12 protein-coding genes and 1 pseudogene are annotated in these 12,897 nt (G+C 39.0%); 10 read left to right on the top strand and 3 right to left on the bottom strand.

Annotated elements, in window-relative coordinates:
• Nucleotides 1–605 precede the first annotated feature (605 nt).
• A complete protein-coding gene (locus N482_RS15000) occupies nt 606–1,865 on the top strand; it encodes a hypothetical protein (RefSeq protein ID WP_063377798.1) in 1,260 nt (419 codons plus the stop codon).
• Between the two features lie 41 nt (nt 1,866–1,906).
• On the opposite strand, the gene rrtA is transcribed toward N482_RS15000, so the two are convergent.
• Nucleotides 1,907–2,506, bottom strand: a complete 600-nt coding sequence (rrtA, locus tag N482_RS14995) for a rhombosortase (RefSeq protein ID WP_231100874.1) — start codon at nt 2,504–2,506, stop codon at nt 1,907–1,909.
• An 83-nt stretch (nt 2,507–2,589) separates the two neighbouring features.
• Between rrtA and ggt the strand changes: the two genes are divergently transcribed.
• From ggt to N482_RS14950, 9 genes are all read left to right on the top strand, one after another.
• A complete protein-coding gene (ggt, locus tag N482_RS14990; protein ID WP_063377800.1) occupies nt 2,590–4,353 on the top strand; it encodes a gamma-glutamyltransferase in 1,764 nt (587 codons plus the stop codon).
• 172 nt (nt 4,354–4,525) lie between these two features.
• Nucleotides 4,526–6,220 carry an NAD-dependent malic enzyme gene (locus N482_RS14985; RefSeq protein WP_063377796.1) on the top strand — a complete coding sequence of 565 codons (1,695 nt, stop codon included), beginning with the start codon at nt 4,526–4,528 and terminating at the stop codon, nt 6,218–6,220.
• Nucleotides 6,221–6,355: 135 nt separating this feature from the next.
• On the top strand, nt 6,356–7,174 hold the full coding sequence (locus tag N482_RS14980; RefSeq protein ID WP_155730602.1) for an ABC transporter substrate-binding protein: 819 nt from the start codon (nt 6,356–6,358) through the stop codon (nt 7,172–7,174).
• 511 nt (nt 7,175–7,685) lie between these two features.
• Nucleotides 7,686–8,492, top strand: coding sequence for a hypothetical protein (locus N482_RS14975; RefSeq protein ID WP_063377795.1), 807 nt, complete (start codon nt 7,686–7,688; stop codon nt 8,490–8,492).
• A 165-nt stretch (nt 8,493–8,657) separates the two neighbouring features.
• Entirely contained in the window at nt 8,658–9,356 is a 699-nt protein-coding gene (locus tag N482_RS14970; protein ID WP_063377794.1) for an SIMPL domain-containing protein, read from the top strand.
• 97 nt (nt 9,357–9,453) lie between these two features.
• Nucleotides 9,454–9,828, top strand: coding sequence for an MAPEG family protein (locus N482_RS14965; RefSeq protein WP_063377793.1), 375 nt, complete (start codon nt 9,454–9,456; stop codon nt 9,826–9,828).
• The gene (locus N482_RS14960; RefSeq protein WP_063377792.1) at nt 9,825–10,460 is read left to right on the top strand and encodes a sulfotransferase; all 636 of its coding nucleotides are present in this window, start codon (nt 9,825–9,827) and stop codon (nt 10,458–10,460) included. Before N482_RS14965 ends, N482_RS14960 begins: the two co-directional genes overlap by 4 nt.
• Before the next feature lie 88 nt (nt 10,461–10,548).
• Nucleotides 10,549–11,121, top strand: coding sequence for a tRNA-(ms[2]io[6]A)-hydroxylase (locus N482_RS14955; RefSeq protein WP_063377791.1), 573 nt, complete (start codon nt 10,549–10,551; stop codon nt 11,119–11,121).
• A 93-nt stretch (nt 11,122–11,214) separates the two neighbouring features.
• Nucleotides 11,215–11,505, top strand: a complete 291-nt coding sequence (locus N482_RS14950) for a hypothetical protein (protein WP_063377790.1) — start codon at nt 11,215–11,217, stop codon at nt 11,503–11,505.
• Between the two features lie 477 nt (nt 11,506–11,982).
• On the opposite strand, the gene N482_RS14945 is transcribed toward N482_RS14950, so the two are convergent.
• Together N482_RS14945 and N482_RS26135 are read right to left on the bottom strand one after the other, a co-directional pair.
• Nucleotides 11,983–12,609: a hypothetical protein gene (locus tag N482_RS14945; protein WP_063377789.1), complete on the bottom strand. Its 627-nt coding sequence runs from the start codon at nt 12,607–12,609 to the stop codon at nt 11,983–11,985.
• 12 nt (nt 12,610–12,621) lie between these two features.
• Nucleotides 12,622–12,759: pseudogene (locus N482_RS26135) on the bottom strand (phage minor head protein); the annotation flags it as partial.
• Nucleotides 12,760–12,897: the final 138 nt, after the last annotated feature.

Below are 12,897 nucleotides of genomic sequence, written 5' to 3'. Positions count from 1 at the left end.
GTTAACTGACTGGCATTAAGCGTAACGCTGGCTTTTTCCACTTTCTTTCAGTGCTATTCGAGAGTGACAAATCCGAATTCAAATGCACTTTGTTACTCAACCGTTTATGGAGAGCGTTATTTTTCCGACTGCTTGACCCGAGTGATATAGGTCGTGCGCTTTAGCAACTTCCCATATAGAAAGGTCAGTTTTATCAATCAAAGGTTTAATAACACAACACATTTTTCTACGAGTTTAGAAATATGAGTTAGTATGTTGTCATGGATCATAGGTACAAGAATGAGTAAACTGTGCAAACTCAGACTCATTAGTACAATTATTTGCTCTGTACACTTTCAGTCCATATGAAACATTCAGTTCGACTTACGCGCTATATTTAAAACGTGAATTATTGGCACCAAAAGCCACAGCGTTTTTAGATTTTTTAACAAAAAATATTCCTCAATAAGGTGCAATTACCAATATGGTATAAAACACAATTGTCATGTTAGATCTATAGTATAGATATGCTTACCTTAGTCAGGGTAATTCATTTGAGTCTAACCTGACCGTATGTATTTAAGCGAAATTCGTCATGTAGTAAGGATTACTAGTGGAGAAATTCAATGCATATCTTAAAAGCTATCGCGTTATATCTGTTTCTTATCTGCACCTTATATAATTCACCCCTTATTCAAGCCAAGCAAATCGTAGGGTTTGAAGAATTTTTAGTAACTGAAGGAGAGTGGAAAAAAGGGGTTAAGCCAAATGTCACTCAGTTGAGCGAAGACAGAGTGTTTTTTACTTGGGCTGAGTCATCTTACCCAAACAAAGTCAAAGGTCGATTGGGCTATATTAATTCTGATAAATCCGTGGCACTTGGTCACGTTCAGTCTATTTCTGACATCTATAAACTGGGCGGATGGAACCCGCCAGAGTCTGTGCGATTAAAGGATGGTCGCATTGCTATAATATGGAACAATACTTATGAAGTTTATTTACGAGTAGCTACGATTAATCTCGATGATAGTTGGACTTTGGGTCCCGAGCAGAAAATTGCGATTGAGCAATCGTCGGTGCCAATGTCCGACGCTACTGTGTTGTCCGATGGAAGGTTGCTAGTTACATGGACTGGCTACGACGAGCAAATCGTTGGTATTTTCGCTTCAATTGGCGTGGTGCAACCAAATGGTGTTTTCATCGAACAAAATCAATTTCAAGTAAACGAACTTTCGCAAAGTGTTCAAAATGCACCCAGAGTAACTGCAATTGATAATGCAAAGGCTATATTTACTTGGATTACTAACGATCCAAGTGCAGACAGTCAAGGCTCAGGTATTGCAGCTCGCGTTGCGGACTTTTTGCCAAGTGGGATAGTAAAGTTTGAGAATGAGCTTGTTGTAAACCAAGAGCAGGACCGTGCCCAGTTTTATCCGAACGTTATTACGCTTGATGAAGGACGGTTACTTTTCACGTGGAAAGGTTACAAGCAAAGTGGCGGTGGATATAACCAAATGTATGCGGCAGGCCGAATCGCCACCTTGACGAGTGCCAATACCTTGGCCTTTGCAACTGAATTTATAGTAGCAGACTATTTCGTTCAGGGTTCTGAGCCTTTAGATGCAAGCGCTGTGTCTGTAAATGAGATAATGGTTATTTGGACTCAATATAGTTATCCGGAAAAAATTGGTGTTCAGGGAAAGGTTATCGAGTTTAGGCAAAATAATTACATTGATGAGACATCTGTGTTCCCAATCGAGCAAACAATTCAAGACAATCAGAATTTTCATTCTATTACAAAATTAAGTGATGAGTTTCATTTAATTGTTTGGGAGTCCAGTGGGGTGGGGATCAACGGCAGGTTATTTAAAATTTCGTCAAACTAAAATAGCTGCGCGGCCTTGTTTAACAAAGGCCGCCTGTTTTTTTAAGTCTTAGTAAATCCAAGCTTGTCTTTAAGCAGTGGGATAGCTAACACAACACCGCCAATCGCTCCAATCAAATGTGATTCAACGGCAACGCGTGAACTTATCAAGTTGCCCACTTCACTGCTAGGGCCTGCATATTGCTCCCATGCAAGTTTACCGGCAATGCCAAGGAATAAAAGTACACCTGTGGGCTCTTTTGTTTGAATATCTTTTAGTGCTCCCCAGACGATAATTCCATGTAGCAATCCACTGAGGCCTGTGTATACTTTGATATCAGGACAAAAAAGCCAAATTCCAACTCCTGTCCAAATACCCAATAAAATTACGTGGGTAAAATAGCGGGTCGGGGAAGTGTGCTCAGCATGAAGTATCCAGATAAACAGTATGCCAATTAGATTTAAACCCAAATGAGTCCAATTAGTATGTATATATTGGCTACTCCAAATACGCCAAATTTCGCCGTCACTGATAAGTCTGCGGTGAAATTCAAGCGCATCTCTCAGATCGAAAGCCATTAATAGTATGGCGATAAGCGACAGCGCAATTGGCGGGAGTATATAATTTCGACTTAAGGGCAGGTTTAAACCAAGCATTCTCATGTTCACAATATTAGCTATTTTTGTATATTGTGCCTGTTAACCTTTATGATGCCAACGACGATTGAAAATTAATAAATATGAATATGAACTATAAGCGCTCATTGATTGCCTTTTTACTGGCCTCAGCACTACCTACAGCAACCTACGCAGGTGAAACAAAACCTAGAGAAGTTCGAGAACCAGAAGCTTCGACTGGTTTTACCTTGAAAAAGGAAAAAATCTCGGAAAAATACATGGTCGTTGCCGCAAACCCGCATGCAAGTAAAGCTGGGCAATTAATGTTGCAACAAGGTGGCAATGCCATTGATGCTGCTATTGCGGCCCAGCTTGTGCTGACCTTAGTCGAGCCCCAGTCTTCGGGTATTGGTGGTGGTGCATTTATTCTTCACTATGATAAAAGTAACGATTACCTGACGACATTTGATGGCCGCGAAACGGCACCTAAAAAAGCAACGCATAAATTATTTCTAGACAAAGAAGGAAAGCCTGTTCGTTGGCTAGAAGCCGTTGTCGGTGGTCGCTCTGTAGGTGTGCCGGGCATTATCCATGTAATGAAGCAAGCGCACGATAAATACGGAAAACTGAAATGGAGAAAACTATTTATACCAGCCATTGAACTCGCAGACAAAGGATTTGCAGTTTCTCCAAGGTTACATATGCTGCTCAAAAAAGAGTTTAACCCAGGTTTAACGAAACTTTCTCCAGCGAAAGATTACTTTTATCCTGACGGCAAGCCACTTGCCATCGATAAGATAGTTAAGAACCCAGAGCTTGCCAAAATATACAAAGAAATTGCTGAGTATGGTCCAAAGGCTTTTTACGAAGGTAAATATGCTGAAGATATGGTGAGAGCGGTTCAAAAGTCTGAAATAGCGCCAGGACTGTTGTCTATGGAAGACCTAGCAAATTATCAAAGTAAAGAGCGCGCTCCTGTGTGCACGTCATATCACGAATACAAGGTTTGCTCGATGGCTCCGCCAAGCAGTGGTGGTTTAACCGTGTTGCAAATCCTGAAGTTACTTGAAGGAAAAAAACTCGCTCAGTACAAGCCTAATGCGCCTGAAGCTGTTCACTTATTTACACAAGCTTCCAGACTTGCGTTTGCTGATAGGAACCATTTTATTGCCGATCCGGATTTTGTGAATGTGCCGACTCAAGGCTTGCTCAATCCAGTTTATTTAAAATCTAGAGCAAGATTGATTGGAGACCGAGATAACCAAAATGTGCCAGTTGGCGACCCAACGATGGGCCAAGTAGCATGCGCAAAAGATGACAGCTACGAATTACCTTCAACCTCACATTTGTCGATCGTTGACAGCAAAGGTAACGCGGTCTCAATGACCAGTTCAATAGAAATGGGCTTTGGTTCCACGGTAATGGTGAATGGTTATTTACTAAATAATCAGTTAACAGACTTTTCGCTTTCTCCAAAAATTGGCGGGCAATGGGTGGCGAATAGAGTAGAACCCAATAAAAGGCCAAGAAGCTCAATGTCTCCGGTTATGGTGTTTAACAAAGATGGTAGTCTAAAGTTGGTTGTAGGTTCACCGGGCGGTAGCAGAATCATAAACTATGTAGCTCAGACTGTTATTGGAGTACTTGATTGGGGTCTGACACCACAGCATGCAATTAACTTACCGCGTGTAACAAATCGAAATAAATACACGACTCTCGAAAAAGGGACTGGTTTGAAAACCATCAAGCCTTGGTTAGAGTCCAAGGGGCATACTGTTAGGATCTCTGACTTAAATTCCGGCATCCATGCAATAGAAATAAAAGAAGGCCTGTTGTTCGGTGGCGCTGATCCACGAAGAGAAGGCGTGGCTCTTGGTGAATCTAGCGAGTAAAACGTAGGATATTCAACATTATTCAGTTATAATGTACGACCCTGTTTACGGCTTGCTAATCCGTTTACAGGGTCGTTTTATTGGTCTGACGTGCACTAAAGTCATTGAAAATTTGTGTACTTAGGCAATAATTATCCCTTATATTAAAAATTAAGAGTCACAGCTTGTAAATATGACTAAACAAACCGATCCTAATTACCTCTACATCCCATATTCTGGCCCGACATTACTGGAAACGCCTCTTCTTAACAAAGGTAGTGCATTTAGCCAGCGTGAGCGTGAAAACTTTAACCTAGCCGGTTTAGTTCCTCCTCGTTATGAAACAATTGAGGAGCAGGTAGAGCGTTGTTACCAGCAATTTTCAAGTTTTAAAGACAATCTAAATAAACATATTTACTTACGAGCAATTCAAGACAATAACGAGACACTATATTATCGTTTAGTGAGAGATCATCTAGAAGAGATGATGCCAATTATTTACACGCCGACTGTAGGTGACGCGTGTGAGAAGTTCTCTGACATCTACCGTAGTTCTCGTGGTTTATTTATTTCGTATGAAGACCGCCACCACATTGATGACATCTTGCGTAACGCGACTAAAGGTAAAGTAAAAGTTATCGTTGTAACTGACGGCGAGCGCATTCTTGGTCTTGGCGACCAAGGTATTGGTGGTATGGGGATCCCAATCGGTAAACTAGCACTCTATACAGTATGTGGTGGTATTAGCCCTGCATACACACTGCCAGTGATGCTTGATGTAGGTACCAATAACGAAAAACTATTAAATGACCCTATGTACATGGGTGCAAGACATAAGCGTATTAGCCAAGAAGAATACGATGAGTTTTTAGAGCTATTTATTTCAGCTGTTAAACGCCGCTGGCCGAATGTGCTACTTCAATTCGAAGACTTTGCGCAGCCAAACGCAATGCCACTTCTAAAAAGATACAGAGATGAAATTTGTTGCTTTAACGATGATATTCAAGGTACGGCTTCTGTAACAGTGGGTTCATTATTGGCAGCTTGCCGAGTTAAAGGCGCTAAATTATCGGAGCAAAAAGTTGTATTTGTTGGTGCTGGCTCGGCAGGTTGTGGTATCGCAGAGCAAATTATCGCTCAAATGGTTTCTGAAGGTGTTAGTGACGAGCAAGCTCGTAGCCAAGTTTTCATGGTCGATAGATTTGGCTTGTTAACCGAAGGTATGGAAGGGTTAAGAGATTTCCAAGCTGCACTTATTCAGTCTAATACTAATTTAGAAAACTGGAACTACAGTGGTGAATACGCATCGCTGTTAGATGTTATGCACTGCGCGAAGCCTGATATTCTGATAGGTGTTTCTGGACAGCCAGGCTTATTTACTGAGCAGGTAATCAAAGCAATGCACTTAGGTTGCGAAAAGCCAATTATTTTCCCTCTGAGCAATCCGTCTCGTCAGGTAGAAGCACACCCTAAAGATGTTATCGAGTGGACTGAAGGTCACGCTATTGTAGCTACTGGTAGCCCATTCGAGCCTGTTGAATACAAGGGAACAAGCTATGTGATCCCACAATGTAATAACAGTTACATTTTCCCAGGTATTGGTTTAGGTGTATTAGCTGCTAAAGCTTCGCGCATTACTGAGTCTATGCTAATGGTTGCAAGTGAAACATTAGCCGAATCATCACCTTGGGCTAACACAGGCAAGGGTACCTTATTACCATCTCTAGTAGAGATTGAACAGTTGAGTAAGCGTATTGCTTTTGCAGTCGCGAAGAAAGCTATGGAAGAAGGTGTATCTCTTGATATGCCGGACGACTTAATCTGGAGTTCGATAGAAAAGAACTATTGGATGCCAGAATATCGTAACTACAAGCGCTGCAGCATCTAAATTTTTAGCCCTTCAAATGAAGGGCTTTTTTCTTTATTCACTTTATAAAAATAAATCAAAATTAGCGCAATATCGACTTACTAGCTACAATTTAGGTGTGTTTCACAGCATGGAGTGCTTCACATAGGAAGTTTTATGCTGTTAAGAATTATATGTGTTTTTTTTATTTTGGTCTCAAGTTTGGCTTATTCAAAGCCAATTAAGATAGAAATCGTCTCTGATTATAACCCTTCATTTGGCCAGTCTCCTGGGGATTTAGCAACACAATTACTTCTTATTATTGCTAGAAGCCTTAAAGATGAAATGGCTATAGAGTTTGTTCCTGCCAGCAGAGAAAGAGAGTGGCGAGAGCTAGAGCATCACAAGAATATATGCCTTTACAACAAAGTTAAAACACCAGCACGAGAAGCTATGGCTATTTTTGTTTCGCTTCCTCTAATGGCATTCCCTTCAAACCGCCTTATCTTAAGAAACAAAAAGTTTGTATCTGTTGAAGTCACTTTAGAAAAAGTTTTGTCTCTTGGTTTAAGGATCGGCGTAACAAAAGGGCGCTCATATGGGATAGAAATTGACGACTTTATTAAAGCTAATTCAGAAAGGTTATTTGTGAGTGAAGGGAACGACAGTGCATTTCGACTTCGGAAAATGTTAGTTCATGGGCGCTTAGATGGGATGATTGAATACAGCTCTGTGTTTGTAAACGACTATCCTTCAGAAGAAATACTAAAGGATATATCGTTTCACGCAATAGGTGATACAGATGCAACTATTTTCGGTTATATAGCCTGCTCCGACTCAAAAAAAGGCCGAAAGGCTGTCGATTTATTTGAGAGAGCACTACAAAAGCCGCTCATTCAGAAGCAAGTAATTAGTGCTCACGCAAATTTATTTCTACCACAAGAAGAAATATTCATCTCGAACTCATTGAAAAAGGCGTATGGAATTAAAAAGTAGATAAACCTATATTTTTAAAATACAGAATTTAATTGAACAAAAGCTTTCAAGCTAATGAGCTAATTATTAGGAAGATAAAATACTTTGTTATAATTTAAATTGTTTTTTCTTTAAGATAAAAAGCAAATAAAAAACATTGTCATAATAATAATATGTTAACGATACATATAAAATAATAATTACCCTACTCAAAATAGCATTTTCCTTTTCTTATTTTTTCTTGTATCTCGTTGAAATTAAATGGCATAAATACATTGCGCTCAATTTGGCACAGAAAAAACTGCTCTCATAAATACACATTAAGAGCGGTTGTGAATATCTAGAAAACCCACCTGCATAATAAATTTTATACCATTTACATCTTAATTCTTTGTCGGTAAATTTTGCCTCGAGTACCGGGAGACTATAAAAATCCTCCCCATGAGAAAGACTAAAACTCACTAAATTTATGTATTACCTTTCTTTTAAATGAAAGGAAATTTATTATTAACCTAAATAAAGGCAATATAAAATGAAAATCCAACTTCTCGCAGCCGTAGTTTCTTTACTAGCAGTTGATACCGCAGTAGCCAGTGTTACAGTACAGGACTTAGATGGTTATAACCGTGAATCAAAGTACACTGAAGGCGTTGTAAACCGTATCGTAACTGACTCTTTGAACGCTCGCACATTTAATGGTTGGTTATTCCGCAATGACGCATTCGATAAATGCGAAACTGGCGTAGTTTATGACGAAATCACAGGCACAGTAATCGCACCTGTAGGTACGGCACCAGGCGGCGCACAGGCTTACACTGTAGACTCAATTTCCTTACAAGGTCAGTTTACAGAAGAACAGCTTCAACGTACACGAGTATTAGCGATGAACTGTGAGTCTGCAAACGGCGAGCAGTTTGTAGTTAAGCACAAGATCCCAGCATTACCAAAAATCACTTGGGATGCGCAACTAGTTGGCGTTGGTGCATGGAAAACGCCTGATTGTAGTGGTCCAGCACAGCACTGTGGAGGTGCAGGTTGGTATGAGCAAGTAAGTTACACCTCTTCACTGCATATTAATAACGGTACTAAAGATGGTTACTGTACAGCAACAGCAGGTGACGGCTCATATTCAAAAGTATTTAATGGCTATGACTCAACGCCGCTGTTCCACACTAACCATTATGCAGTAAATGATGTTTTATATAACTCAAATGCACGTACATTTAGACAAACTGTTTCTTGTAATAACCCTGCAGGTACGACAGAGCGTGTCACTATTTGGGAAATTTCAGGTGAAAACGACATTAATTTAGTAGTTGACCACACTAACTACAAGTAATTTGTCCAAACTCAATCTTAAAGGGCCGCTATGGCCCTTTTTTTGAAAATTTAAAAACCAAGTACATACAAATGACTTAGCAGACAGTTATTCAGGAATGATTAATTGATTTATGTTTCAATAAGCATGTGAGTTAACAACCTTAAATCTATATTTGGAGAGCCCATGCGATTAGTTACCGCTATTATGTCAGTATTTTTAAGTACATCTGCAATGGCTGCGAGCCTACCAACTGCCCCACATTTATATGTAAAAGGTTATGCAGAAAAGGCAGTTGCACCTGATACTGCTATAGTTAATGTGGCAATAAATGAAAGAAATAAAAACCTTCAGTTTGCCAAATCTAAAGTTGATGATGTTATGACTCGCGCTATAGAGATAGCGAAACGCTATGGTGTTGAGAGCAAGCAGATCTATGCAGAGCAGTTAAATGTCTACAAGCAAACTAGATATAACAGAACTACCAATGTTGAAGAGTTTGATGGTTTTAAAGTTTCAAGAAATTTAACGCTAAAATTAAAAGACGTAAATAAATACCCTGAGTTACTTCAAGCTTTTGTAGACAGTGGTATTAATCAATTCAACAACACACAGTTTGTTGTTGAAGATAAAGCTGAAATCATGAAAGAGCTAAAAGCATCTGCAATCAAACAAGCTAAACTTGGGGCAAAAGAATTAGCAGATGGTTTTGGAGTACAGGTAGGCAGCTTATACTCAGTCTCATTTTCTCCAATGAGTGTGCCTGTTCAACCATATGCTCGAGGAAAAATGATGGCTGCAGAAACTATGAGCGTAAACGATGCCTACAATGTTGGCGATACTAAGCTTAAAGCAGAAGTTTATGCCGTTTATTATATAGATTAATAAGAAAATAGATTCATTTTTTCAGCTGATAAACCTACAATCCCTTATACAATAATTACCATAAATATATGGACATTGAATAGGGGACATCATCATCATGTTTACAGGTTTATTCGCAGCAATTTGCACGCTTTTCTATATTAAGTTGAGTTTTGATGTTATAAAGCTTAGAAGAAAACATAAAGTTGGCATTGGGCATGCTGGGCACACTGACTTGAGTGCGGCTATTCGAGCACACGCTAACTTTATAGAGTACACGCCTTTAGCTGTTATCCTTCTTTTTATACTCGAGTTTCAGAAAGTTAGTTCAATTTTGCTGTTGGCATTCGCGAGTACTTTTTTAATTGGTAGAGTCCTTCATGCCATAGCGCTTAACAAAGCCAATATCCGTATACGCGTGTTCGGGATGTTGTTAACTTTTTTGGTGCTTATCAGTATGGCTCTGTTTAATGGCTTTTTATACTTTATATGAATGAGAAATATTTTGTTTTGGGCTTACCAAGAACTGGGACCACCAGTCTCTGTGTTGCAAGCCTAGAGATAGGGTTAAAAACTGCGCATACTGCCTACACTCAAAATGCGATAAAAAATGCGCAACTCATTGCAGATACGCCTGTATTCAATGACTATGACAAACTATATCAGCTTTTCCCCAACGCTCAATTTATCTATCTAGAAAGAGAAATGCCATTGTGGTTACCTTCGATTCGTAGATTATTGACCAGAATGCTGCCAAAGCTTTTAGAAAGAGGAGGGGGGTTTAACGAAACTTTGAAACGTTGTTATTTTTCAACCTTTCCTGATCTAAATTCGGAAAAAATTGAAGACGATAATTATCTAACAAGTTGTTACTACAATCATAAAGCTAGAGTTACTGAGTTTTTAACTAATTCAGGCTCAAGCAATTTGATCATTAATTTGTCTGACCCTGAAAGTAATAAGCACTTAGCTGGTTTTATGAATGTTTCGCAGATCAATATCCCACATTTGAATAAGCAGGGAAAAGTCACTGCTTGGAACGAAATAAGGCACCCGTTAAAAATCGAATCAACACGCATAGGCAAAGTGGACAAAGATTCTTCACTTTATAGTTTCGATAAATAATATCCGATATTAAAAAGCATCTTAAAAAATAGTACTGTGTTGAGTACAATAGAACCTAATAGCCGTTATTGAGAATAAATAGAGAAGAATGTTTGAATTAAAGTACCATACGCCATTTGAGTGGACACATGAGGTAATGGACGATTTTGTAACTTTTTTACAAGACCATGCAGCTGCAGAAAAAAAAGCATCTGGCATGGCGATGTCTATGCTTGGGCATTACCCAGACAGAACAAAACTAGTTAAAGCAATGGCAGATTTGGCCATTGAAGAGATGATCCACTTTAAGCAAGTGTTAAAGTTAATAAATGAAAGAGGCTTAGTACTGGGCAACGATAAACAAGATCCTTATATCAAAAAAATGCGCGGTTTGTTCCGTCAAGGTAGTGATGAGTTTTTGATTGATCGCTTGCTGGTTGCAGCTGTAATTGAAGCTAGAGGCCACGAAAGATTCTCACTCGTTGCTGAAGCATTGCCAGAAGGTAAAGACAAAGATTTTTATGTCGCAATTGCAAAATCAGAAGAAAAACATAAAAACTTGTTCGTTGAGTTAGGGTATGAATATTTCGATAAAGGTGTGATTGATGCAAGACTAGAAGAAATATTAATAGCTGAAGCCCAAATTTGCGAAAGCATTCCATTTAGCGCAGCATTGCATTAAGAAATTATAGAAAGAGCACATCTAATTGACGAAACTAGGTGTGCTTCTGTTATGTTAAATAAGTATTTCTAAGCTTTAAGGGTATAATTCAACATGCAAGGATTTTCAAAGCATATAGCAAAGCACAATATATCAATTCCAGAAAATCAAACCTTTAATGTATTAGACATAAATCAAGATGCTTTTGCATATTCAATTACAAATGAAGATACGAGCCGATGCTTTGGGAGTGTGTATATTGATCCGAGTCGAGATGAATCATTTGAGTGTGAAGTTTATTTTTGGATTTGTAAAACACTTGAAATTGAGAGAGCACACATTCAAAACCTATTATCTGATTGGTTGAGACATACTTGGCGGTTTAAGCAGTGCAAAATTTACTAAGTTTAAAGTGAAAGCGTGCATTCGTATCAGTAAGCTCGCCATAATACTGAGTGCGAGGTCTTATTTAATACAATAGATAGAGAGATACAACTAATTACATTTACATCCCATAATATATATTATGTTAAATTAGGTTGAGTTATGAATCATTAGAGTAATAGGACTAACCTTTCAACGCTTCGTTCTTATTTGTACCTCGCGTAATGTCCTATACTAGACGGTATCGGACATTTTTATAAGTGTAAGAGGTCGTTCATTTCTAGATTTAACCAAACTCTGAAATCCAACTTTCGATTCCTCTGAAAGCCCATAAATACTGGTTCTCATAAATTTTCGAGTCAAAACCCCAAAAACAAAAAGTACATTTGATTTTAGACAAAACCCGCTCATTCCTGCTCACAATACGTTTAGAATTAGACTAATAATCGCCATATTTAAAAACGTTTAAACGCCCTTTAAACAGGCTTTAAATATGGTTTAAACATCAACTTGTTTAACAGCAACCACACGATTCATATCTGGGCCAACCTCAATGGTGATAAGAATTCCGTTTACCACATATTGCAAAACACTATGGTTAAAGGTGGGATCGGCTTGTGTTTGGACTAGCTTCATTAGTTCAGATGTTTGCTCAAACCCGATTAATTGAATCGCCGTTTTTATCATGGCTTCATCGATGACAACCAAAGGGCTTTTAGTTTCGGGCGCGATATCCAAAACGGTTTTAAATAAATTTGGATGCAAGTGCCCTAGCGTCAATTTTGTTCCATAATCTGGTTTACCAAGCGACTGCTTAGCTGCAATCGTCGCAACTTGAGATTTAAAATAACTTTGGCTTTCATTAATGGCGTTATTAAAAATTGGTGTGGCAACTTCTCTAATTTGGTGATCGAGTTTCGCTAACATCTGGCCTGTTACTTTGTCTGCACCCAACCATGCAAGACCTGGATTGTAATCCCAGCCTAAGTCTATGCCTGTTAATCGTTCTAGCTCTTCACCTGTTTTTGGTTCAACTTCAGTAAATGGTTTTTGATAATTCTTAAGTGCTGAATCTGGTGTAATAGTTAAGCCCATGCGTTTGATGTCTGCATCACTTAAGCTCACCACTTTACACCTACAGTTCCAACCGTTCGGCGGATAATGCGTATGCCAGAAATTATGTTCAATTGGTAAAAGTATGTAGTTCCACGCGCTATGTTGCGGTCTTACTCGCGAGTCACCTGCCGTTAAATATAAAAGATACGGTCTTAGATGTTTTACTCGTTCTTGTTGTTACCATCGGCCAGCTGCCCGTGCCGTGTTTTTATTGTTTTGATAAATGACTTGTGTTCGCCAACCGCGTTTGCCATTGTATGACCAACCATGTTTGGAAACTGAATCGCCCCGGGTTTG

Origin of the sequence: Pseudoalteromonas luteoviolacea NCIMB 1942 (assembly GCF_001625595.1) — a bacterium.
Taxonomy (GTDB): Bacteria; Pseudomonadota; Gammaproteobacteria; order Enterobacterales; family Alteromonadaceae; genus Pseudoalteromonas; species Pseudoalteromonas luteoviolacea_A.
This window is presented reverse-complemented; position numbering and strand designations above follow the sequence as displayed.